General features: G+C 69.9%; 13 protein-coding genes. 7 read left to right on the top strand and 6 right to left on the bottom strand.

Translation table 11 applies throughout. The features are described 5' to 3' along the window. Nucleotides 1-77: 77 nt before the first annotated feature. Entirely contained in the window at nt 78-863 is a 786-nt protein-coding gene (locus tag OG352_RS36230; RefSeq protein ID WP_329222722.1) for a GntR family transcriptional regulator, read from the top strand. 48 nt (nt 864-911) lie between these two features. Here the strand turns inward: OG352_RS36230 and OG352_RS36225 are convergent, their stop codons facing one another. From OG352_RS36225 to OG352_RS36200, 6 genes are all read right to left on the bottom strand, one after another. Further along, nucleotides 912-1,670 (bottom strand): SDR family NAD(P)-dependent oxidoreductase, encoded by a 759-nt coding sequence (locus OG352_RS36225; protein WP_329222720.1) that lies wholly within the window; start codon nt 1,668-1,670, stop codon nt 912-914. Between the two features lie 2 nt (nt 1,671-1,672). Further along, complete coding sequence (locus OG352_RS36220; protein ID WP_329222719.1) at nt 1,673-2,887, bottom strand: acyl-CoA dehydrogenase family protein; 1,215 nt, start codon at nt 2,885-2,887, stop codon at nt 1,673-1,675. A gap of 243 nt (nt 2,888-3,130) precedes the next feature. After that, nucleotides 3,131-4,390, bottom strand: a complete 1,260-nt coding sequence (gene ltrA, locus OG352_RS36215; protein ID WP_329220876.1) for a group II intron reverse transcriptase/maturase — start codon at nt 4,388-4,390, stop codon at nt 3,131-3,133. Nucleotides 4,391-4,976: 586 nt separating this feature from the next. Beyond that, nucleotides 4,977-5,555, bottom strand: coding sequence for a TetR/AcrR family transcriptional regulator (locus tag OG352_RS36210; RefSeq protein WP_443072433.1), 579 nt, complete (start codon nt 5,553-5,555; stop codon nt 4,977-4,979). An 829-nt stretch (nt 5,556-6,384) separates the two neighbouring features. Next, entirely contained in the window at nt 6,385-6,723 is a 339-nt protein-coding gene (locus tag OG352_RS36205; protein WP_329222718.1) for a hypothetical protein, read from the bottom strand. Between the two features lie 124 nt (nt 6,724-6,847). Next, a complete protein-coding gene (locus OG352_RS36200) occupies nt 6,848-9,949 on the bottom strand; it encodes an ATP-binding protein (protein WP_329222717.1) in 3,102 nt (1,033 codons plus the stop codon). Nucleotides 9,950-10,551: 602 nt separating this feature from the next. Here OG352_RS36200 and OG352_RS36195 point away from each other — a divergent pair. The 6 genes from OG352_RS36195 to OG352_RS36170 are packed head-to-tail and all read left to right on the top strand — an operon-like array spanning nt 10,552 to nt 24,231. Beyond that, nucleotides 10,552-14,085 (top strand): hypothetical protein, encoded by a 3,534-nt coding sequence (locus OG352_RS36195; protein WP_329222716.1) that lies wholly within the window; start codon nt 10,552-10,554, stop codon nt 14,083-14,085. Further along, complete coding sequence (locus OG352_RS36190) at nt 14,082-14,231, top strand: hypothetical protein (protein ID WP_328477694.1); 150 nt, start codon at nt 14,082-14,084, stop codon at nt 14,229-14,231. The genes OG352_RS36195 and OG352_RS36190 overlap by 4 nt, the downstream gene beginning before the upstream one ends. Beyond that, nucleotides 14,228-16,822, top strand: a complete 2,595-nt coding sequence (locus OG352_RS36185) for a LamG domain-containing protein (RefSeq protein WP_329222715.1) — start codon at nt 14,228-14,230, stop codon at nt 16,820-16,822. The genes OG352_RS36190 and OG352_RS36185 overlap by 4 nt, the downstream gene beginning before the upstream one ends. Nucleotides 16,823-16,830: 8 nt before the next feature. Then, nucleotides 16,831-18,102 (top strand): ComEC/Rec2 family competence protein, encoded by a 1,272-nt coding sequence (locus OG352_RS36180; RefSeq protein ID WP_329222713.1) that lies wholly within the window; start codon nt 16,831-16,833, stop codon nt 18,100-18,102. Then, nucleotides 18,102-22,466, top strand: coding sequence for a DUF6603 domain-containing protein (locus OG352_RS36175; protein ID WP_329222711.1), 4,365 nt, complete (start codon nt 18,102-18,104; stop codon nt 22,464-22,466). The genes OG352_RS36180 and OG352_RS36175 overlap by 1 nt, the downstream gene beginning before the upstream one ends. Beyond that, nucleotides 22,459-24,231 carry a hypothetical protein gene (locus OG352_RS36170; RefSeq protein WP_329222709.1) on the top strand — a complete coding sequence of 591 codons (1,773 nt, stop codon included), beginning with the start codon at nt 22,459-22,461 and terminating at the stop codon, nt 24,229-24,231. Before OG352_RS36175 ends, OG352_RS36170 begins: the two co-directional genes overlap by 8 nt. Nucleotides 24,232-24,256 lie beyond the last annotated feature (25 nt).

Below are 24,256 nucleotides of genomic sequence, written 5' to 3'. Positions count from 1 at the left end.
TGGGACCTACACCTGGGAGACGATCTACCCCCTGCGACCGGGTGTACCCCACCCCATCCCACCGAGGAGGTGCCCCGATGGCGAAGACCGGCGACCGTTCCCGTGCCGTGCCCGGCTCCGCGCTCGACGCGCTGCACTTCGCGCTGGACCGCACCAGCCCGGTGCCGCTCTACTACCAGCTCGCCCAGCAACTGGAGGCGGCGATCGAACACGGCGCGCTCGCCCCGGGCAACCTGCTGGGCAACGAGATCGACCTGTCGACCCGCCTGGGCCTGTCCCGCCCGACGGTCCGCCAGGCCATCCAGTCCCTGGTCGACAAGGGCCTGCTGGTACGACGCCGGGGAGTCGGCACCCAGGTCGTGCACAGCCAGGTGAAACGACCGCTGGAACTCTCCAGCCTCTACGACGACCTGGAGGCGGCCGGACAGGGGCCCACCACGCACGTCGTACGCAACGAACGCGTACCGGCGACCGCCGACGTGGCCGCCGCGCTCGGCATCGCGGAGGGCAGCGAGGTCACGCTCCTGGAGCGGCTGCGCGCCACCCACGGACAGCCGGTGGCGTTCCTGTGCAACTACCTGCCCCCGGCCCTCCTCGACCTCGACACGGACCGCCTGGAGTCGACCGGCCTGTACCGGCTGCTGCGCTCGGCGGGCATCACCCTGCACAGCGCCCGCCAGACCATCGGCGCCCGCTCCGCCACCGCCGAGGAGGCCGCCCTCCTCACGGAACGCGAGGGGGCGGCCCTGCTCACCATGCAGCGCACGGCCTACGACGACACCGGCCGCCCGGTCGAGTACGGGACGCACATCTACCGCGCGTCCCGCTACGCCTTCGACTTCCAGCTGCTGGTCAGGCCGTAGGCGCCGCCGACCGGGCGCCGGGCCGGACAGGCTCTGGGCGGACAGGCTCTAGCGCGGCGCCATCCGCAGCGCGCCGTCCATGCGGATGGTCTCGCCGTTGAGGTAGTCGTGGTCGACGATCGTCAGGGCGAGCTTGGCGTACTCCTCGGGGCGGGCGAGGCGGCGCGGGAAGGGCACGCCCGCCGCGAGGCCGGCCCGGAACTCCTCCGACACCGTGGCCAGCATCGGCGTCTCCACGACGCCGGGGGCGATGGTGCACACGCGGATGCCGTACTGGGCCAGGTCGCGGGCGGCGGGCAGGGTCAGGCCGACGACGCCGCCCTTGGACGACGCGTAGGCGGCCTGGCCGACCTGCCCGTCGTAGGCGGCGATGGAAGCGGTGTTGACGATGACGCCCCGCTGGCCCTCCGCGTCGGCCTCCGTCTCGGCGATGGCCTCGGCGGCGAGCGCGAGCACGTTGAAGGTGCCGATCAGGTTGACCTGGATCACCTTGGCGAACAGGCCGAGGTCGTGGACGCCCTTCTTGCCGAGGATCCGCGCGGAGGGGCCGATGCCGGCGCAGTTGACGGCCGTGCGCAGCGGGACGCCGGATCCCGCCGCGACGGCGACTGCGGCGCCCACCTGCCCGGGGTCGGTGACGTCGGTGGGCACGTAGGTCACACCGGGTACCTCGGGCGCCTTGTCGATGCCGTCCTTGAGGTCGAGGGCGAAGACCCGGGCGCCGCGCTCCGCGAGCGCCTTCGCGGTGGCCGCGCCGAGGCCGGACGCACCGCCGGTGACAAGGGCGGCGGTGTTCTCGAGCTGCATCATCACTCCTTGCCGAGGACGGTGAGCGCACCGCCCTCGTCACGGTCCAGCGCACGAGAGATGACCATGCGCTGGATCTGGTTGGTTCCTTCGAAGATCTGCATGACCTTGGCCTCGCGCATATAGCGTTCCACGGGGAAGTCACGGGTGTAGCCGTATCCCCCGAGGACCTGCACGGCGTCCGTGGTCACCTTCATGGCATTGTCCGTGGCCACGAGTTTGGCGATGGAAGCCTCCCGCGTGAAGGGCAGGCCGAGGTCGTTCAGCCGGGCGGCGGCGAGCGCGGTGGCCCGCGCCGACTCGATCGCGGCGCTCATGTCGGCGAGCACGAAGGCCAGGCCCTGGTGCTCGATGATCGGCTTGCCGAACGTCTCCCGCTCGCGGGCGTAGCGCACCGCGTGGTCGAGAGCCCCCTGCGCGAGGCCGACGGCGACGGCCGAGATCCCGAGCCGGCCGCGGTCGAGGGAGGCGAGGGCGATCTTCAGCCCCTGCCCCTCCTCCCCTATCAGGCGCTCGACGGGCACCCGGACGTCCTCCAGCCGCATCGTCGCGGTCGCCGAGCCCGTCAGGCCCATCTTCCGCTCCGGGGGGTCTGCGCTGAGCCCCGGGCTGTCGGCCGGGACCAGGAAGCAGGAGATGCCGTGGGCGCGGTCGTCGGAGGTGCGGGCCATGACGGTGTAGAAGTCGGCGTAACCGCCGTGCGTGGTCCACGCCTTGGTGCCGTTCAGCACGTACTCTCCCCCACTCTCGGCTCCGCTCGAGCGGGAGGTGCCCCCATCCTCACGCACCGCGCGGGTCAGCATGGCCGCCGGGTCGGAGCCGGCGTGCGGCTCGGACAGGCAGTACGCGCCGAGCAGCTCACCGCCCAGCATGTCCGGCAGCCACCTGCGCCGCTGCTCCTCGGTGCCGAAACGGGCCAGCGGGAAGCAGGACAGGGCGTGCACGGAGATGCCCACGGCGACGCTCGACCAGACCGCGGCGACCTCCTCCAGCACCTGGAGGTAGACCTCGTACGGCTGGTCCGCCCCGCCGTCCTCCTCGGCGAAGGGCAGCCCGAGCAGGCCGCTGCGCCCGAGCGTGCGGAAGACATCCCGGGGGAACGCCCCGTCCGCCTCCGCGAGGGCGACCCGGGGGGCGAGTTCCTTGACGGCGAAGGTGCGGGTGAGCTGGATCAGCTCGACGGCTTCCTCGGTCGGAAGGGCGCGAGTGGCAGGCATGGCGACCTCCGCAGGTAGGAGTTCGGGCGAGTACCGAAGTGATACTGACAATGATACTGGAGTGTGTACGAACGTATCGCTCACGGTACGACAAGAGGGCGCGCGGAAGCACCTCCACAACCCGCCGGATGTCAGGTCAGGGGTCAGGCCGGCTATCGAGTAGCCGAGGGGGATCTCACCCCTCGGCCCTCACAGAACCGTGCGTAAAAGTCTCCCGTTACACGGCTCTTGTCGTTCTGATCTTCAGATCTCGCAGGCCGCGGTGGTGAGACGCCAGTGCGCGAACATCCGCGGGTACCGCTGTGCGATCTCCACGAGCTTCGCGTGGGCCTTCCGGCGGCTTGCGAGCCGCTTGTACTTCTTGCGGATCCAACGCACCAGGTAGGCGTTGATGCGCATCACGAAGGGGAACAGCTCCCACGGCCGGAAACGTCCGTAGTAGTTGATCCACCCCCCGACCACACGGTTGATCGTGCGGGCGAGGTCTCCGAAGGAGGTGCCGCTACGAAGGTGCAATTGCCATGAACGCACCTCGCGACCGATCCGGGTCAGGGCCTGCCTGCTGATGGCCGGCTCGAACGACAGGAACTGCTTGCCGTGCCGATTCCGGTTCTTCCTGGGGCGGAACGTGTACCCGAGGAACGTGAACGACGTGTGCTCATAGGAGCCACGCCGGTACGAGTCCTTGCAGTAGACGATCCGGGTCTTGTCCGGGTGCAGCTGCAACCCGACCTCGACCATCCTGTCCCTGAGCGCGGCCAGCACATGGCGGGCCTGGCGCTCGGTGACGCAGTGCAGCACCGCATCGTCCGCATAGCGTTCGAACCAGACGCTCGGGAACTCCCGGGCCATCCAGGTGTCGAACGCGTAGTGCAGGAACAGGTTCGCCAGGACGGGAGACACCGGGGCCCCTTGCGGGGTTCCGCGTTCCCGTTCCAGCAGGGAGCCATCGGGCAGGACGAGCGGGGCGGCGAGCCACCGCCGCACGTACAAGTTCACCCAAACGGCGTCGGTGTGAGCCTCCACCGCCTTGACCAGCAGGTCCCAGGGCACGCTGTCGAAGAACTTGGCGATGTCGAACTCCACCACCCAGTCCCGCTTCCAGCAGCGCTCCCGGCACCTTTCCACCGCGTCCAAGGCGGACCGACCAGGCCGGTATCCGTAGCTGTCCGGGTGGAATACAGGGTCCACCCTTCGCATCAGATGCCGGGCAACGACGGTCTGGGCCACACGATCGGCGACAGCGGGAATGCCGAGCATTCTCGTGCCGCCTCCGCTTGGCTTAGGAATCTCCACCGCGCGCACCGGCGGCGGGAAGTACGAGCCCGACGACATACGGTTCCATACCTTGTAAAGGTTGCCCTTCAGGTCCTTCTCGAAGTCCTCGATGCTCTGCCCGTCCACGCCGGGTGCGCCCCTATGTGACCTGACTTCCTCCCACGCCTCCTTGACTTCCCACTTCGAAATATCAAACGGCTTGATCTGAGACTTCAACTGGCCCATCGCACTCCTCCCGGGCTACTGCCCGGTTGATGTGATCAACTCAGTCACGAACGACCCGGCCCCTTCGCTCCACCCTCATTACAGGGGCTTCGTCACTACTACGGGCCGGTCTGCCAGCAGGGTCCGCATCGGTACTCGACCCCTTACGGTGTCCTCCGCTTGGGGCACTCCCTCTCCCCCGACCTTGCGTCAGGGCGTATCGGACCTGCCTTCTCCTGTTCCATGCGAGAGCCGCAGACCGGACTCACGTCGCCTACATGCCGGACACCGCCTGGCCAATAAACGGGCACCCGCCAGGCTCATCCCGGAGTTCTTGACACACCCCGGTTTCGATGTCGTCTGGTTTCCTTACGACACGTCAGCAGCGATTCACTTGCGTTCGTCTTTCCGGTCCCCACCTGACGCCTCTTACGACGCCTTTTCCTCATCGCTCACCACGACAGTCTTCAGCTAACGCAGCATGAGGCGGTTTGAAGCCTCCCCCCGCAGGGCGGCTCCGAAGGGCCACGAAACCTTCATCTCTCGCACAGCATCACTTCCGGAAATCGCTCCTACATGCAACTTCCTTCCATGTTCAGGACACACGTCAGGGGGAAACGGCGTGCACGATCAGTGAGGCGAGCTGCTCGTACGCCTCCGCGTCGGTCAGCCCGGTGCGCGCCTGAAGCTCGCCCTGCTGGATCTGCCGCATGGTCGCGGCGGCGACCTCGCCGACGAACGCGGTGTGCACCTCACGGAAGGCGCCGTGCGAGACGCCCTCCGCGATCAGCCGGCGTACCCGCTCCGCGGCCATCCGCGTGTTGGCCTCGTACACCTCGCGCGCGGGCGGGAAGTCCGCCACGTCGTCGAGGAACCGGCGTGAGAGCGGGCGCAGTTGTTCAGCCACGGCGGTCAGGTACGCGCGGACCCGGTCCGAGGGTTCGACCGTCTGCGCCACCCGCTTCTCGACGGCCTCGGCCGCCCCGCGGAAGTAGTGCTTGACCGCCTCCACCACCAACCCCTGCTTGCTGCGGGCGAGTTGGTACAGGGTCGTCTTGGAGCAGCGCAGCCGCTCGGCGAGGTCGTCCAGCGTGAGATCCGCGAAGCCCTCCGCCGTCAGCAACGCGACGAGGCGTTCCAGCAGGTCGGCCTGTCTGGCGGTGCGGCGGGGCGACGGCAGCGGCATGATCCAAGCGTAGCTTCCCCCGAACGCATCGAAGCCGCCTTCCCAAAGTTGGGAAAGCGGCTTCCGACCTGCGATGAAGCTGGTCGGGACGACAGGATTTGAACCTGCGACCCCTTGACCCCCAGGAGCGCGAGCCATAGGAATTACGTGCATATATCGGGCAAAACTAGGGTGCAGGACGTGCGCCTCAGCGTGCGCTGTTCAGGGTCGCGAGCACCGTGTGGTCCCCAAATGGTCCCCAGGACGCCAGTCCACCAGTACTTCCATCTGTGAGATCACCGCGCCAGTCGAAGTCGTCTCGCGCGAGCAGGTCTGCGACCGGCCCTTGATCGACATCGCAAGCAGCTGCCCCGCCTTCGGCACCTCAAGGTACTTGGGCCATGCCAGCCCCGTCCCCACCGCGCTTGACGAACCATCCGTCGACCTTCGTGGTTGTTCGTGGCGATAGAGCCGGTGCAGGTGGAGGGCCTCGGTCTGCCACCGCGCGCGAGCCGCGTGGGGATCAACGGGCACGTCCCGACCGAGTCGGTCGGCCGCCTACATGTAGAGAGTGCCGACGGCGCAGCCGCGCCCAGGAGGTCGTCGAGCGCTCCCGGGCGGCCTTCTTCAATGCGCCGCGGACCGCTGCCGCCACCGCGACCCTCTCGTCGGGCACTCGCTCCCGCTCTACAGCCCGTGTGTGGCCGTTTCGCCCTGCGGCCTTGCCCGCCACCTCTCGCAGCGGGACCGGATCGGCGTCCTGACGTCGTGGGCCGAGCCGCGTTCGGGACGGGGCCATGAGGCGTGCAGGCGCGCGATCCACGCATCGGCCAGCCGCCGCTGCGCGGCGTCACTCGCCGCCGGCCTCGCCGCGGTCCTTCTCCAACAGTTCGATCAGCCGCCGGGCCTCACGGGTGAGCGGCCGGTCAGGCAAGCGGCGCAGATGCCGCAGCGCAGAGCGGACGCGGCGCTGGGCGGCCCGGGCCGGGCTGACGGACCGGCTGCCCGAGACCGCGGGGTGAAGAGCATGCGTGGCCGCAACCCACGAGTCGACCGCTTCACCCTGCAGCGCCGTGATGTGACTGGCAGCCTCATCGGCGGTCTTCTTCAGCTGGCGGATCATCCGATTGACTTCACGCTCGGGCAGCCGATCGGCCAGGCCCCGCACATCGGCGAGAAGGTCCGGCATCCGACGATGCGCAGCCGCGGCCGGGACATCACTGAAACGCCTCTCAGGCGCCCTCAGCCATGTCCGTGCAGGTCACACCCCCGATTCGCGACTCCAGGCCGCCGAATCGCGCCGACCGCAGGGTCTACTCACCGCCGGCTTGCTGGTGGGCCTGGGCCGGGGACGCCAGCTCCGCCCTGCTGGTCACCCCCAGTGTGCGGCCTGCTTGCTCGATGAGTCCGGTCACGTCGTGCGGGGTCAGGAGCAGGGCCTGGGCGATCTGGCGGTCGCTGTGGCCTGCGCGCAGGAGTTCGACCAGCCGGTGTTCGGTCAGGGAGAGGCTCGGGGCCGCCGGTGGGGCCGGCTTCGCGCGCACGCCTGCCGTGGCGAGCGCTCCGCGTACTTGGCCACCCAGCAGGACGCTGCCGCAGGTGTCCGCGAGGTGGAGCGCCTGGGTGAGGGCCTGGCGGGCCTCGTCGGTGTCGCCGCCGCGCAGGAGGGCGGTGCCAAGGCTGTAGTGGGCGCGGGCCAGTTCCAGTCGGGCGGGGGACCGTTTCAGCACGGCCACGGCGTCGCGCAGGAGGGCCTGCCCGCTGTGTCCGCCACGGATGACGCCCAGACAGCGTGAGGCCATCCCGATCGCTCGCTCGGTGCCCCATCGGTGGGCCAGCTCCAGTTCCTCGGTGGCCAGTTGGAGCGCGTCCGTCCGCTGTCCGAGCGTGAGGTGCAGCAGGGCCGCCCGCGACCGCCAGGGCGCCCCGGCCAGGCTCATGACCTGTGCCCGGTTCTCCTGCGTGCCGTACTCGTGCAGGACGGCGAGGGCGGCGGCCGGGTTGCCCCGCGCCGCGTGCAGGCGGCTGCGAGCGAGGAGCGCCGGGCCCTGCCAGGTCCAGCCCACCCGGTCGAAGTCGGCGTCCGCGGTGAGCACCGCCGTCGCCGAGGTCAGATCGCACCGCTCGATCAGCGACTCGCCCACCTGGGTCGTCATCGAGAGCCTGACGCGAGGCTCCAGGCCCTGGTCCGCCGTGGTGGCGGGGTGTCCGAAGTCGGCGGTGAGCGGGAGCTGCCGGCCGCGGCGGGCCTGGACGAGCAGTTGCCAGGTCAGCGCGGACGAGACCATCAGGAACGACCCCCACCGGCCACCCGTGTCGCCGATGCGGTCGAAGCGCGCGACCGCGTCGTCGAGCCGGTCGGTGGCCACGAAGGCCAGCCCGGCGAGGGTCACGAACATGTGGGACGCGTCCGCGGCGGCCAGTCCGCCCCGCAGGGCCCGGTCGAGGAGGTCGCCCGCGACCTGGGCGCTGGCCTCCCCCGTGGTGGCCCAGGCGGACAGCGCGGCCAGGACCACGCACTCACCAGGGGTGTCGCCGGCCAGCTTGTGGTCCCGCAGCCGTCGAGCGTGCCGGCGTGCGGCGGGGAGCGTGGACAGCTGGTCATAGCCGATCAGCAGCATCTGTGCCTGGAGGAACCACGACACCTCACGGACGAGGCCGATGCCGTCGTCGGTCTGCCCCAGATCGTCCACGGCGCGGGCGAGGACGTCGACGGCGCGCTCGTGCTCGTGGCTGAGGAACAGTGCGCTGGCGAGCAGAGAGGCCGTCTCGGCCAGCGCGTACGGGTCGGTCAGTGCCGTCGATGCCTGCGCCAGGTGGTGCCTGGCGGCGCCGACGTCGATCTGTATCTCGTCCCTGCCCAGGTCCAGCAGCAGGGGACCGCGCTCTTCGGCGGAGAGCGGCTCGCGCAGAGCCCGGCGCAGATAGGCGGAGGTGACCTCCGGAGCCCCTCGGCCGCGAGTCGCCCGCGCCGCCTCCCGCAGGACGTCCACCCACCAGCCCTCGCCGCCCGGTTCGGCCAGCAGCAGATGGGCCGCCACCAGGTCGTCGGCGGCGCCGTCGCTGCGCAGCAGTTCGGCTGCCCGCGCGTGACCGGCGGCCAGTTCCACCGGTCCCAGGACGGCTTCGGCGACGGCGGTGCGGACCAGGGCGTGCCCGAACCGCACCGGCTCGCCCGGCGCCAGCACGCCGATCTGCCGCAGCCTGCCGCCGAGTTCCCGTGCCTTCGGCTCGCCGAGGCCCGCCAGTTCGGCGGTGACCTTCCAGGTGGCCTCGTCCCCCAGCACCACTAGGGCCCGCGCCAGGCTGAGGACCGGCTCCGGCTCGTCGGCCAGCCGTTTGACCACGGTTTCGGCGAGGATCCGGCCCCGGAACTCCGCCACCAGGTGGGCCTGGTCGTCGGTGGCGCCGACCTGGTTGTCGGCCAGGGTCCGCAGCAGCGCGTGCAGCAGCAGCGGGTTGCTTCCGGTGGCCGAGGCGCACGCGGCGACGAACCGTGGTTCGCCGGGCCCCAGGCTCGCCCGCACCAGGCGGGTCACACTGTCGATGTCCAGCCCGGGCAGGTCGATCCGCCGGCAGTAGGGCTGTGCGGCGATCCGTTCCAGCATCGGCCCGGCCCCGGCACCGTCGTCCGGCCGCCCCGCCAGCACCAGCAGCAGGGGCAGACCCCGCAGCCGCCGCGCCAGGTATTCGAGCCACCGCGCCGACGGTGGGTCCGCCCAGTGCACGTCGTCGACCACCAGGGCGAGCGGTCCCTCGTCGGCGGCATGCACCATCAGCCAGTACAGGCTGTGCAGGAGGCCCAGCGACGCCTCGGGCGACAGCTCACCGGTCCCCTCCACACGCAGAGCGTGCGACGCCAGCTGCGCCGGACCCGACAGCAGCCGTGCCCGCCCCTCGTCACCGGCTCGGGCCAGCAGGGGCTCGACCAGTTGCCGCAGCACCGCGAAGGCGAAGCCCTGCTCCAGCTCCGCCCCACTCGCGGACACCACCCGGATCTCCCCCGGCTGCTGGACGCCCGCCCACGCGTCAAGCAGCGCGGTCTTCCCCCTCCCCGCGCCCGCCCGCACCAGCACCACGCCGCCCCGGCCCGCCCGTGCCTCACCGGCCGCACGCTCCAGGACCATCAGTTGGTGCTGACGGCCGAGCAGGCCGGACGGCGCCGTGCCGTCGTCGGCGGAAGGAACCGGCTGCCCGCCGGGGCGGCCCGCCGCGAGCAACTTGGCGGCGTCGGCGTCGCCCAGCCCCAGCGCCGACACCAGCAACTGCGCCGTGCGGCGCTGCGGGCGCGCTCGCCGGCCGCGCTCCAGGTCCCGGATGGACCGGGCCGCCATCCCGGCGGCCTCGGCCAGCTCCTCCTGGGTCAGCCCCGCGGCCCGGCGGAAGACCAGCAGCATCTCACCGAACGTCGTCAACTCCCGTGCCCCCCGCACTACTTCGCCTGCCGAAGCATCCGGGCGAGGACCCCGACGCCTCGCCGTTCAGCGGATGGTACTCACCGGCGATCACCACATACCGGCCGCCCTCCCTTTGACCATGTACTGGCGAGCAGGAGCACCAGGAAGAACAACCGGACGGATCACCGGAAGAACCACGCGGGAACCTTCCGGCGCCGAAGCCGGTCCCGTCATCCGCGTCGGCCGGACCGGCAGCGGCGGCACGCCCGGGGACAGGGACTGGGCCGCTCTCGTTGTGCGAAGAGGGAACTTCACCGCGCCGGGAACGACGGCCCTGCCCGTGTTCCCGCCCAGGGCCCTGCCCAACTCTCGTCCCGACAGCGGCCTCCGGCGGGCCGGACAGCCTCGTTTCCCGCGGTCGTTGCGGTCGCACAATCGTGAAGGACGCGTCGGCCCGTTTTCCCGTGGCGACCGCCGCCTCCAGTGCTGCCGCTTTGGATCAACTGCGCGTTTCGCACGGCTACTTGCCCACTACGGTGACGCTCGCTGAACCGGCCGGGACACTTTTCGGCTGGCAGCCGGACTCTGGGGGGAACCGTGTCGCAAGGGACAGCCGTCGTATGTCCGACCCCGACGGCGGAAGACCGGTGAGCGTCGGCGGACCGCTGGTCGTGCCGGTTCACCTCGACGCGCTGTGCCTGGCCGGCGATCTCGATGTGCGGGGACCGGACAACGACTTCAGCCGGCTCCCGTACCGCGACCCGGCCACCGGTCTGGACCAGAACGAGGATCTCCCGTACGTCAGCGAGATCATGGTGCGGACCCCCTTCCAGGACGAGGACTTCCGGCTCAGGGCCGGCATCCATCTCCACTGGGCGCTGCCCGACGGCCTGACCCGGATGGTCCAGCGCGAGGACGGCACCACCGCCGTCCCGGCGGTGCCGAACCGCTGGCTGGTGACCCGGAGCAGAGACGGGCGGGTGGAGGAGGAGTGGGTCGTCGAGAGCGACTACCTGTCCGACGACAACCCCGCCGCGGTCCGCTATCCGGTACCCGGGCCGGGCCTGCCGTACCGGCGGCTCGGCCGGAAGATACCGCTCGACGTCTGGAGCCGCTCCACCGACCGCTCGCGGTATCTCCCCGAGCTGACCGCGGTCGGATACGGGGAGCCCACCTTCGCGGCGCAGTACGGCAACTGCCACAGCGTCTTCGGCTTCCACGACCCCGACTATCCGGGCGTCCCGCCGAAGGGCCTGCGGTACGAGGTGCTCGGCTGGTTCGACGACCCCGGCCAGGATCCCGCCACCGCGCTGGGTGACGGCTCGGCGGCGCCGGACGTGCACGGCTGGCAGGAGGCGGCCCGCCTCCGGTTCGGCTGGACGGCGCCCTCGGCCGGTCCCGACGCTCCGGCGCCGGGCCGGGTGCTCTGCTACGCACAGCTGACCTTCGCGGCCACCGGCATCAAGTCGAGTCCCCTGCTGTCCGACGCGGACGACGAGACCGGCGTCTGCGTCGGGAACACCGCCACCGAGGCGCTCGCCGCGCACCTGGGAAGCGTCCTGCCCACCGAGTCCGCCGACCAGGTGGAAGAGCTCCTGGAGGCGCTGGCCTTCGCCGACGAGCTGGAGTCGAAGCCGCTGGACCTCGGCTTCGGCCTGAGCGAGTCCCGGCACTCCGCCACCTTCCACGACGTGCCCTCCGGCATCCAGTGGTCCCTGCGGCGGCAGGACGACACCGACGGCGTCACCGCCGAGCACAAGCAGGCACGCGAACAGCTCACCGTGCCCCACGCGTTGAGCGACCTGCTGAATCTCCTGAACGTCACCCAGACCGACCTGGACCGGGCGCGTCATCAACTGACCTCGGTGCGCGAGCAGTTGTTCGCCGACTGGTACAAGTACCAGCTCTGCGCCTATCCGTACGACGCCCTGGTGGACTCGTATCCGGACCAGGACCGGGTGGCGTTCTTCCTCCGGCGCACGATGGGCCTGCTCGACGAGGACTCCGGGAGGGCCGAACTCCTGGCCCAGCGGCTGCGCGACGCGCGCACGGCCGTCGATGTCGCGCTGAAGGATTTCAACGCCATCGCCGTGGGCGCCCGCAGCACCTTCGTCCTGCACGAGATTCCCGCACCGGCGTACCAGCTCCCCAATGATCCCGTGGTGCTGCTCACCGGGCAGGCGGCCACTCCCGGTGACCGCCACGGGCAGGACGGGGCGCTGCATCCTCAGGGGCTGCTGGAGTGCGCCCTGTCCGCCGAGGGCCAGCCGGACCTGGGTACGCCGAAAGCCGTGCGGGCCCTGCGGGCGAGTGCCGTCGCCGCCGTGGTGAAGCTGCCGGTGCCGAACTTCGCGGCCGCCGAGTGGACCGGACCGTCCTGGCATCCCACGGTGCTGGAATGGGAGGTGGAGTTCTTCCCCGCGACGATCGGCAACAACAACGATCCGCGCGACCGCAGGTACAGCGAGGACTTCGTCACCGGCAACTACGTCCTGCCGCCCCGTGACGTGGAGCTCCAGCCGGTCCGGCAGATACCGGACAAGGGCGCCAACGTCTACACCGGTACGACGATCCTGTCGCCGGGCGCCCGGCCGGTGCTGTCCTCCCGGGTGCTGCGTTACCTGCAGGGCGCTGTGCTGCCGCTCCACAACGCGTCGGGGCAGCCCGAGGTGACCCGCGAGGCGTTCCTGGCGGACCCGGCCCCCGTGCTCGACTGGTTCGACGCCCACGGAAGTGACCGGCGGCTGGCTCTGCTCGTCCGTGTCTACCGGCATCTCGCGGAGCACGAGGACAGCAATCTGTCCGCCGCCCTGAACGGGTTCAACGACGCCCTGCTCATGCGCAAGCTCACCCGGCAGCTCCCGATAGCCGATCCGCTGGGCTTCCCCGGCCACCAGCGGTTCGCCGCCGACGTGGCACAGGCGGTGGGCGCGCAGACGCGGCACGCACCGCAGCCGCTCAGCGACTTCAACCCGATCCGCGCGGGTGCGCTGCGGGTGCTGCGGCTACGGATCCTGGACAACTTCGGCACCGCCCAGGACGTGAACGCCGACCGGATCCGGACCACCACACAGTTGCGGATGCCCGAGCACCCGGACTGGGTGGCGATGCCGCCCCGGCTGGCCCAGCCCGCACGGCTGTCGTTCGAGTGGCTCGACGCGCAGGACGACATCCGGCAGACCAACGGTCTGCCGGACACCTCCCCGATCTGCGGCTGGCTGATACCCGACCACCTCGACGCCGGTCTCGCCGTGTACGCCGCCGACGGTTCGGCGATCGGCGCACTGCACGCCCTGCCGGACGCCGCCCAGCCGCAGTCCGCCCAGTGGCGGGAGCTGCCCGGAGGGGCTCTGGGCCCGATCGAGGCGATCGCCAACCCCCGTCTGCGGGCGGTCGTGCAACGTCTACACGACACCGGGCCGACCGCTCTGGGCACGTTCCTGGAGGATCTGGACGCCACTCTTCAGTACATCGAGCCGGAGGACTACGCCCAGCACCGGGGCCGGGCCGTGCTGATGGGCCAGCCGCTGGCGGTGGTCCGCGCGCGGGTGTCGCTGGAGCTGATGGGCCGTCCGGCCAATCACCAGGACTGGAACGTCTTCCGGCAGGACATGGGCCGCGCCTGCCGGGAGACCGACGACTTCCCGCTGGTCCGCTTCCCGGTCAGGATCGGCGAGCACCAGGTCCTCGACGACGGGGTCCTCGGGTTCTGGCTGGAGGATTCGGCGCAGCGCCTCGGCCCTCTCTGGCACGACGTCCGCTCCCCCGAGGACCCCCTGGTCCAAGCGCTCGACGCGCCGCCGCAGTACCTGACGATGCTGATCGACCCCCGGGGCACGGTGCACGCGACGGCGGGGATCCTGCCGACCCGTTCGCTGCGGATCCCGGCCGGGATGTTCCGGGACGCCCTGGAGGGCATGGCCGTCAGTTTCCGCACCGCGCCGGTCCTCACCGACGCGGACCATCTCGCCGTACCCCTGCCGGACGAGCCCGGTTACGCCTGGTCGTGGCAGGAACAGCGGCGGACCGGCCGGTTCGAGCAGGCCGATCCGCCACGGCCCGACGCCCGGCTCCCCGCTCGGGCGACCCTGCGCGAGGGCTGGCTGACGCTGCGTCCGGTGCGCGACCCGCAGACCGACCAAGGAGCACGATGATCACCCTGGAGCTGACGCTCGCCGAGACCAACCTCCTGCTGGAGGCGCTCGGTACCCAGCCGTACGCGCAGGTGTACGAGCTGATCGGCAAGATCCACCAGCAGGCGGAGAAGTCCGCCGCGGCCCAGGACGGAGCCGCGGAATGACGGCCAACCTGGTGCTGCACTGGCACCTGGACGCCCTGACCTCGAACAACCAGGTCACGGACAGCTCCGACAACCATCTGGCCGGCACCGTCGCCGGGAAGCCGGGGACACGCCCCGACGACCGGTTCGGCAGCGTACTGGCGTTCGACGGCACCACCGTCCAGGTGACCGGCGCCGAAACACCACTGCTGAAACTCGGCGCGTACACGGTCGAGGCATGGGTCAACCCGTCGGCCAAGAGGGCCGCACGGGTGGGCCTCGTGGCGAAGGCGCAGGGCGACTTCGCCGTCGTACTCGACGCGGACGGCACGCTCAGGCACCGGTTCGCCACCACGGGGAAGCCCGGCGACGGGCACGCCACCGCGCCCGGGGCCGTAGCGACGGACTCATGGCACCACGTGGCGTGCGTCAACGACGGGCACACCGCCCGTATCTACGTCGACGGGGTCAAGGCGAGCGAGTACGCGTTCACCGGTGACCGGGCCACCGCCCAGAGCCCGCTGCTGGCCGGCACGGACGGGACGGGCCGGTACACCGGGCTGCTGTCCCACGTACGGATCTACGACAACGCGCTCAGCCAGGCCGAGATCCAGCGGGACATGGCCGACGACGAGGCGTCGCTGGCCGCGTTCGTACGGGCGCATCCGCTGGACTTCGCCCTGCTCGACGTGGACCAGCAGCCGGTGCTGTTCATCGACGACAACCCCGCAGGGCAGCCGATGATCCTGCGGCTGACCAACACCTCCCGGCAGGACATCGAGCTGCGGACCCTGGCGGGCCCGGTGTCGGCCACCGAGCACCACGTCGCGCTGCGGCTGCGCCCGGGCACCATCACAACCCCGCCCGAACCGGCCGTCGCCGCCGCCGAGTGGACGCTGCTGCGGGCCCCGGACCCGGCGACCGGCGGAACCGTGCTGTATCTGGGGGCGCCCAAGTCCATGGTCATCGGACGGGGCACGTCCTTCGACGTGGCGCTGAAGGGGCTGGCGGCCGACGGGGGCCGCGGCACCCGTGGCACCCGGGTGGAGCTGACGCACCAGCGGATGCGGTACGCGGGTGAGCAGAGCGAACTGACCGGGCAGCGCACCGCGTTCCTCGACATCGTCAACCGGCGGGGCCGCCGTGACATCCCGCTCGCGATCGGGTTCGTCGGCGGAAACCGGGTGCTCAGCGACGGCGTCACACCGAACACCCTGAGTTTCCGCATCGCCAACCGGTCGAGGGACACATCGCTCTCCCTGGCCGGCGCCTCGTTCACGCTCTCGTACGACCTTCAGGAGGCCGGCGAGACCCACGAGTGGGCGCTGACGAGCGCGGGTACGGCGGCCGGCACGACGCTGGACGGCCTGAAGGCCAGCGGGGTCGGTTCGGACTGGACGATCGCCTCGGAGAGACTCGGGCAGCGCGTCGAATGGACGCTGACCCCCCAGTCGGCCACCGCGTTCGGGCCCGACGGGACGCTGGTGGTCAAGCTGTCCCAGGTGATCGCGGTTCCGTCGCTCGGCCTGGCGCCGATCGTCGTCGGCTACCGCAACGTGCCGGGGTACCAGGACGGCTCGGTGACCCTGTTCGCCGAGAAGTCGCCGCTGCTGTACAGCCAGCAGAACACCGGTGTCGGCACCGTCACGCCCGAGGCGAGGCTGCACATCGTCAACGCCAACCAGGACGCGAACGGAAACACCCTCGTCCTCGGTCCCACCAACCAGTCGAACCTGCGGCTCGGTTACCACCAGAACTACAGCTGGGCGCAGTCGCACGGCTCGAAGCCGCTGGCCCTCAACCCGCTCGGCAATAACGTCGGCATCGGCACCACGGCACCGGGCTCCAGGCTCACGGTCAGTGCCGACGCCGAACACCTGCAACTGCGCCGGGAGTCGAACGCGGGCGGCGGCAAGCGGCTCTACCTCGAACTGTTCCAGGAGGGCGGCCCCAGCACGGTCTACCCCTCGCTGCGTTTCCATCACGGCGGCAGTTTCTGGCACCGCGTCGAGGGCAGGCCCGAGGGGCTCATGTTCAAGACCGGCGACCTCAACAGCGACGACTTCTCCGACGTGTTCGTCCAGACCGCCGTGGTGAAGGGCCTGCGCAGCGGGCTGCCCGCGAACACGCCGCTCGTCGCTGACACCGGCAGCGGGCACCTCCAGGTGCGCCGGCAGAACGCGACGGCCGACACCGTCGACGGGAAGACGCTGTACCTGGAGCTGTTCCAGGACAGCACGAGTCCCATGACCTTCCCGGTGCTGCGTTTCCACCAGCACCAACGCTTCTGGCACCGCATCGAGGCCAGGCAGGAAGGGTTCACGTTCAAGACCGGCGACCTCAACAGCGACGACTTCTCCAACGTGTACGCCAACACCGCGGTCGTGAACAGCCTCCAGATCGGTGGCGTCACCATCGGCGCCGGCGAACTCCAGATCCTGAAGAAACTGGCGGACGGGCAACTGCAGTTCGACCTGCGGAACGTGGTGCACGACGAATACGCCTTCGCCGGCTTCAACTTCATCGGCGACAACCGGCGCGCCATGGCCACCTGGGCCAGCAAGGGCGAGCGGGTCAGCCAAGGGCGCTGGCAGATCTCCTTCCCGGGATGAGGTGACCGATGCCCCCGAAATCGCGAGCACGCATAAAAACCATCCCGGTCTACAGCACCAGGCGCGAGACCCGTTCCGCCACCAAGCCCCAGCGGGACGCGGCTCTGAGAAAAATTCGCAGAGCAGCCGAGAAGGAAGCGAGAGACCTCAAAAGAAGGCGTGAACAGGCCGCGGCGAGACGCAAGCCCGGAGCGCCCGGAGAGCGGAATGACGGCAGCCTGCATATCGCCTTCATCCAGATGGGCCAGGGTGACTGCATCGTGCTGTGCACACCCGAGGGCCGGGTCATCCTGTTCGACTGCGGCGCGCTCGGCACAGAGAAAGAAGACGAGAACCTCACCGACGCAGAGGCCGACCAGGCGCTCGTGGACCGGGCGCTGGAAACTCTGAACAATCCCAAGTTTCTCGGCAAGGTGAAAGAGATCGACATCCTGATTCTCACTCACCCTGATGCCGACCACTGCAACAAGCTCAAGAAAGTACTCCCGGACGGGTGCAAGATTTACAAGTGCTATCACAGTGCCCAGTTCGGCGAGTACACCGGAGGAGAGGCCAGCACCTTCCTGCGTAAGAAGGTGAAAGACCCCGCGATCCTGCGAGTCGTGAAGAACCATGACCCGCTCAACGGCGTGAATGGCGAGGTCAGCCTCAACGGAACCTCCGTGAAGGCGGCGACCACCAAGGAAAAAATCGACCGGCTGGACGGAAAAGGCCAAAAAGACGGAAAAGGTGACCAGGACGGCATTCTGATCGTGGACGAAAAGGACTGCAAGGTGTCGATCCTGGCCGCCGGTGTCACGAAAGACTACGCGAAAGACCATAGTACGGACCCCAACCGGGGGAGCATCGTGACGCTCGTCGAGGCCTTCGGCGAAAAGCTGCTGCTGTGCGGCGACGCGACCACCAGCACCGAAAAGTTCCTCCTGAACACGGCCAAGGACCGGCTGAAGGACGTGACCGTCGTGCAGGCCGCCCACCACGGCAGCATCACGACCTCGTCCTCTCCGGAATTCGTCGACCGGGTGAACCCGAAAATTGTCGTCGCCAGCGCTGGAATGCAAATCCCAAAGCATCATCACCCGAGTTATGAGGTGATCCAGGGTTACGTGGACAAACTCGAAAAGGAAAAGCGCATCGACAGGCTGAAGGACGAACACGAGACGTTCGTCTGGGAACCCAACAAAGGGGGAAACTATTCCCACGGCAGCATCTGGAGCAGGCGAAAAGTGTACACCACCGGTTCCCAGGGCACCGTCACACTCGACTACCCGGAGAGCTGATGACTCCCGACGAGATCAGGAACGCGGTGCGCCGGACCGGCACCGGGATCGATGTCACGGTCGGCGCGCTGACCGGTGTGGGCGACCTCTTCGCCTCGTTCTTCCCCGACGGGCACCTCGTCCTGTCCTCCGTAACAGGCCGTACGGAGACCGCCGACGGGGTCAGGGCGACGGGCACCGGTGCCTCGGGACCGTTCACCGGCATGGCGCTGGAGGTGTCCTTCACCAGCGCGCCGAACTCCGTACGGGTCGTGGTACGGGCCACCGGTGCCCCTGACTGGACGTTCTCGCAGGCGTTCCCGCCCCTGCGGGACTCGATCTTCGACACTCTGCGGTTCCGGTCACCGGTCCTGGTCCTGGACTCGGCCGCCACCGCCATGACCTTCGGCGGTGTCCTGGTCGTCACCACGCCGATGGCAGCCCTGGACCTGTTGATGCCAGGAGTCACCCACACCCTGACCGGTGAGATCACCATGGTGAGCGGCCCGGCGGCACTGGACTTCCCGACGACTCCCGTCCCGGACATCCTGTTGTACGGGCCGGAGAGACTGACCCTCGGCCTGGGCCTGTTCACCCTCACGGAGCTTCGCTACGAGATCACCTCGGACCCCGTCTTCAACTACTACGACATCGACTGGAAGGCACGCGGCTCGATCACCGTGACCGCGGCCGTACCGGTCACCGTGGCCGGAACGCGGCGGAACGTGCTCGTCTCCACAGGGATCGCCGGCTGGGGCGACAGCCTGCTGTTCTCGGGGGACTTCAGCGAACTCGGCGACCTCAGCCTCGCGGACGTGACCGGCTTCGTCGGGCAGTCCGTCCTGCCGGTCCCTTTCGACTTCTCCGTCACCGGCCCGGTGGTGCTCAGCGACGTCGAGATGCAGGTGACCCCGGCCACCCTGTCCGTCGACCACATCAGCGTGACCCTGGAGACCCGGGAACAGTGGACGGTCGTCCCGAACCTGCTGGATCTCCAGGCGATCGACCTGCACTTCCGGATCGACAGCCCGCTGTCGTCACCGCGGACATCCGGAATCCTCACGGGGCTGTTCGGCATCGGCGAGAGCGGCACCCTGCAGATCAGCGCCGACTTCGGCGCCGGCACGCTGGGCGGATCCCTGCGCGAGGGTGACGGCCCCCTGAGCATGCGCGAGGTCTACACAGCCCTCACCGGCGCCGACCCCACCGAGGTCCCGGACCTGTCGGTGGACAAGTTCGACCTCGGCCTGACGATGCCCACCGAGGAACGCACCGCCGTCTACCGCGCCTTCCTGGAGCTGGCCGGTGACTGGCATCTGACGGATTCGCTCTCCCTGACCGACGTGATGTTCTCCGTCAAGCACGACAAGGGCACCACGTTCGAGGCGCTGGCGCTGTTCCTCATCGGCGGAGTCGCGGTCAAGATCACCGCGGCGTACGATCCTGCGCCCGAGAAGCAGTGGCAGTTCACCGGCGAGACCGGCCCCGGCCAGCAGATCGCGGTCGGCAGGCTGTTCCAGGACATCGCCGACCGATTCGGCGCGATCGCCCTGCCCGCGCCGATCGCCCAGCTCGTCATCGAGAACCTCGGCATGGAGGTGTCCACCGGTACCGGACGCCTCTTCCTCACCGGCGAGGCGCTGTTCCCCCTCGACACCGCCGAGGTGGACGTGACGCTCGCGATCGACACCGGGCAGCGGAGCCTCACCGCCGCGCTGGCCGCGACGGTACCGACGGCTCGCGGGCCCTTCAGGCCCCGGTTCGACCTGAGGTTCGCGCAGGCGCCGACGGCGACCCTGTTCACCGCCGCCTACAGCCACGCGGCCGGTGACCCCGTTCCCGCGCTGAAGGACCTGGTCGCCGCCCTGCTGCCGTCCGCCGCCGTCTTCGTCCCGGACGGGCTGACCGTGGACCTGAAGGACGCCTTCCTCGCCGTCGACGGACCGAAGTACCTGTTCGGCGCCGATCTGGCGCTCACGGTCGACCTGTCGCACCTGCCGGTCGTCGGCGACCATCTCGGCGCGGGCGAGATGGGCTTCGATCCGCTCCGGCTGGTCGCGGCCTCCACCGCCCTGGCCGCGGCCGAGGTCGCCGCCGTCAACGCGATGCTGCCGGACCAGGTGGCCAAGCTCCCCGACGGGGACCTGGCCGCCGGTTTCCTGATCAGCGGCCTGCTGAAGCTCGGCGCCCTGGAAAAGCCCCTGGCCCTGCCGGTGGCGGGGGCGGGAACCCAGCCCACGACACCCACCACACCCGTACCCGACAAGTCGACGCAGAGCGCCGACAGCGCCCTCTGGTACAAGGTGCAGCGGTCCTTCGGGCCGATCCACATCCAGCGGGTGGGCGTGCGGTACGACCATCCGCCCGGCCAGAGCGCCGAACTCGCCGTACTGCTGGACGCCTCGATCTCGGCGGCCGGGCTGACCCTCACCCTGACCGGCCTGGAGGCCGGGGTCGAACTGTCCGACCCGACCGCGATACCGGCCTTCGGGCTGGCGGGACTCGACCTCTCGTACGCGTCGGGGCCGGTCGAGATCGGCGGCTCGTTCCTGAAGAACACCGTCAGGTTCGGGGACACGACCTACCCGGCGTACGGCGGGGCGGCGACCATCCGTACCGCCGACTTCTCCCTCGGCGCGATCGGGTCCTACCTCCAACTCCCGCAGGGCCCCTCCCTGTTCGTGTACGCCTTCCTCGACAAGCCGATCGGCGGGCCGGCGTTCTTCTTCGTGCGCGGGCTGGCGGCGGGCTTCGGCTACAACCGCAGGCTGATCCCGCCCGCTGTGGACCGGCTCGCCGAGTTCCCGCTGATCGCCGACGTGGTCGGGGGCGGTTCGCCTGTCACCGACGTGGGCGGTCAGCTACTGCGACTGAACGACTCGCTGCCGCCGTCCCCCGGTGACGTCTTCCTGATGTTCGGGATCCGGTTCACCTCGTTCGAGATGGTCGACTCCTTCCTGCTCCTGTCGGCCGGCTTCGGTCACCGGTTCGAGCTGAACATGATGGGGCTGTCGACGCTGGTCCTGCCGGCGTCGGACGCGGGCGCGGCGGGCGTCACACCGGTCGCCGAGGTGCAACTGGCGCTGCGCGGAACCTTCGTACCCGACGACGGGTTCTTCTCGATCGCCGCCCAGCTCACCCCGAACTCCTATCTGCTGTCCCGGGACTGCAAGCTGACCGGCGGCTTCGCGTTCAGCACCTGGTTCGCGGGGCCGAACAGCGGTGACTTCGTCCTGAGCGTCGGCGGCTACCACCCGCACTTCACCGTGCCCGCGCACTACCCGGTGGTACCGCGGCTCGGCTTCAACTGGCAGGTGAACTCGCACCTGCAGCTCACAGGCAGCGCCTACTTCGCGCTGACCCCCGCGGCACTGATGGCGGGCGGCAGCCTCAGCGCGACCTGGCACGACGGCTCACTGCAGGCATGGTTCGACGCGTCGATGGACTTCCTCATCGCGTGGCAGCCGTACCACTACGAGGCATCCGCGCACATCTCGGTCGGCGCCTCGTACACGTTCTCGTTCTTCGGCAGCCACACCATCAGCGCCCACGTGGGCGCGGACGTGGAGTTCTGGGGCCCGGACTTCGGCGGTCGCGCCCATATCGACCTGAGCATCATCTCGTTCACCATCTCCTTCGGCGCCTCGGGCTCCGCCGCGCCCGCCCCCATGCCGTGGGACAGGTTCCGGGCGACTCTGCTCCCGCCCGCCGAGGAGATCACCACCGTCGCGCTGGGCGGCGGAGCGCTGGCCCCGGGCGGCGGCACCGACCTCGGTGTGGTCGACCCGCACGGCCTGGTGCTGGTCACCGACTCGGTCGTCCCCAGCACGCGCGCGGTGCACGGCCCGGACGGTCAGGACCGGACGCTGCCGACAGGCACCGCCGGTACGGTCTTCGGGGTCAGCCCGATGGGCGTGGCGTCCACGACCGCGACACACCGGATCGAGATCACCAAAGACGGCAAGCCGATGGACGACCTGTTCGCCTTCGAACCCGTCGCCAAGCAACTCCCGTCGGCGCTCTGGGGAAGCGAGTTCGGTGCCTCCCTCAACCGGCCGCAGCTCGTGGGAGAGCTGCTCACCGGCTATACGGTACGACCACTGCCACCGACGGAGCCGTCCGTCTCGCCCACCCTCCCCAGCGCCGCGCTGCAGAGCGCGACCCCCCTGTTCACCGAACCGGACGCGATCCGCTGGGCGGCCGCGGAACCGGACCGCGTCCTCGTGCAGGACGCCGCCGCGATCACCGGCGCGCTGCACGACCCCGCCGTGACGACGGCCCGCGCGTCCCTGATCGACGCGGTGCTCGGCGGCGCTTCGATCGACCTCGCCGGATTCGGCGCCGACCAGTTCCTGGAGGTCCCGCAGGTGGTCACCCATGGCTGACACCATCACGTTCGTCGATCACTCCAAGCCGGTCCTGCCGCCCGGACAGTACGAGATCACCACCACCCAGACGATCACCGAGAGCCCGCAGCCGTTCGCGGCGACCCGCCAGTTCACCGTCAGCGCGGACAGATTCTCGCTTCCGGCGGCCCGGGTGACGGCGCTCTTCCCGCCGGACGGCAGCCTCGGCGACCATCACAACGTCCTGCCGCACGTCATGCTGGACCGCCCGACACTGCCCTGGGAACGCTCGTCCGGCGTCGAGGGCCCCTGGCTCGCGCTGCTCCTGTTCAGCCAGTCCCAGCGGCCCGAACCGAAGTCCGTCCGGCTCGCCGACCTCGCCGCCGGGCCGGCGTACTTCCCCTCCGGCCCGCTGGAGGCACACCAGTCACCCGAGGACCAGGCAACCGTCATCGACGTCCCCAGAGCCGTGCTGGAGGAGATCCTCCCCTCGGGCGCGGAACTGCCTTACCTGGCACACCTCCGGCGGACCGAGGGGGCCCCGGACGTCGCGGTGGTCCTGGGGAACAGGCTGCCCCCGGCGAACGAGTCGAGCACCGTACACCTGGTGTCGTTGGAAGGCCGGTACACCGCCGACGGGTTCGACCTGGGCCCCGCCGAACCCGGCTCGCCCGTACGCCTGGTCAGCCTCGCGTCCTGGCGGTTCGCCTGCGTGGCCGAGAGCCAGAACTTCGCCACCCTCGTACGCGACCTGGCCCAGCACGGCAGCCCCCTGCGGCTGCCCGACAGCGGTGACGCCGCCGCGGACGACCTGCTGCGCCAGGGCCAGATCCCCGTACGGCACACCCTGCGGCAGGGCGGAACGACAGTGTCGTGGTACCGAGGCCCTCTGACGACGGGCCCGGTGGCAGCGGCTCCCCTCCAGGCGACCCGCACCGCGGACCGCCTGCTGCGCTTCCACCCGGACATCGGCATGTTCGAGACCGGTTACGCCGCCGCCTGGGAGCTGGGCAGGCTGCTGGCACTGCAGAGCACCGACTACGCCACCGCGCTGTACGACTGGAAACGCCGCCGCAGCCAGAAACGGCTCCGGACGACCCTGGAACCCACCACGGGCTACCCGCTCGAAGTCCCCGACATCGACGACGCGCTCCCCGGCACCGTACGCACCTGGCTGACGGGCCTGGCGGGCCTGTCCGGCGTCCCTCTGATGTACCTCGTCCCCGACGAGCGGCTGCTGCCGGTGGAAAGCATCCGTTTCGTCAGCCTCGACTCGCAGTGGGTACGCCATCTCCTGGACGGCGCCTTCAGCATCGGCCGCCTCACCTCGGCGGACGCCGAACTGGACCGGTCGGGCCCGCCGATAGGCATGGCGAAGACGGTGACCGGAGCCCTGATCAGATCCGGCGTCGTGTCGGGCTACCCCGGCCTGGCCGTCGAGGCGTTCGGCGAGGATCAGGAGCTTCCACTGGAGCAGATCAGCATGACCCGCCTGACCCCCGACATCATGCTCTGCCTCTTCGCCGGCACGCTGACCCGCCTCGACGTCCGGCAACGGCCCGAGGCAGTGCACTTCGCGGTGGAACTCCCAGGCGAAGGCCGGTTCGGCAAGTCCCTGCGTGCCCCCGACGGGACCAGTGGCCCGACCCTGGCCCCCCTCCCCCTGGGGCCGGGCGGCCGACTGCCCATCGGCGACCTCGCCGACAGCATCGCCTCGACAATGAAGCGCGGCAGCATCGGCTCCGGCGATTTCGCCCGCCAGATGATCGAGACAGCCGAGCGAGTGAGCTTTCTCAGCTCCTGACCGCCCGCGCGCTTCCTCACCCCGC

This window comes from Streptomyces sp. NBC_01485, assembly GCF_036227125.1.
In the GTDB taxonomy this organism is placed as follows: domain Bacteria; phylum Actinomycetota; class Actinomycetes; order Streptomycetales; family Streptomycetaceae; genus Streptomyces.
The sequence above is the reverse complement of the archived record's forward strand: the minus strand, read 5'-3'. Positions and strand labels throughout refer to the sequence as shown.

Coding starts and splice junctions, on each gene's coding strand:
- OG352_RS36230 (WP_329222722.1), top strand. CDS start 78: ATGGCGAAGACCGGCGACCGTTCCCGTGCCGTGCCCGGCTCCGCGCTC.
- OG352_RS36225 (WP_329222720.1), bottom strand. CDS start 1,670: ATGCAGCTCGAGAACACCGCCGCCCTTGTCACCGGCGGTGCGTCCGGC.
- OG352_RS36220 (WP_329222719.1), bottom strand. CDS start 2,887: ATGCCTGCCACTCGCGCCCTTCCGACCGAGGAAGCCGTCGAGCTGATC.
- ltrA (WP_329220876.1), bottom strand. CDS start 4,390: ATGGGCCAGTTGAAGTCTCAGATCAAGCCGTTTGATATTTCGAAGTGG.
- OG352_RS36210 (WP_443072433.1), bottom strand. CDS start 5,555: ATGCCGCTGCCGTCGCCCCGCCGCACCGCCAGACAGGCCGACCTGCTG.
- OG352_RS36205 (WP_329222718.1), bottom strand. CDS start 6,723: ATGCCGGACCTTCTCGCCGATGTGCGGGGCCTGGCCGATCGGCTGCCC.
- OG352_RS36195 (WP_329222716.1), top strand. CDS start 10,552: ATGTCCGACCCCGACGGCGGAAGACCGGTGAGCGTCGGCGGACCGCTG.
- OG352_RS36190 (WP_328477694.1), top strand. CDS start 14,082: ATGATCACCCTGGAGCTGACGCTCGCCGAGACCAACCTCCTGCTGGAG.
- OG352_RS36185 (WP_329222715.1), top strand. CDS start 14,228: ATGACGGCCAACCTGGTGCTGCACTGGCACCTGGACGCCCTGACCTCG.
- OG352_RS36180 (WP_329222713.1), top strand. CDS start 16,831: ATGCCCCCGAAATCGCGAGCACGCATAAAAACCATCCCGGTCTACAGC.
- OG352_RS36175 (WP_329222711.1), top strand. CDS start 18,102: ATGACTCCCGACGAGATCAGGAACGCGGTGCGCCGGACCGGCACCGGG.
- OG352_RS36170 (WP_329222709.1), top strand. CDS start 22,459: ATGGCTGACACCATCACGTTCGTCGATCACTCCAAGCCGGTCCTGCCG.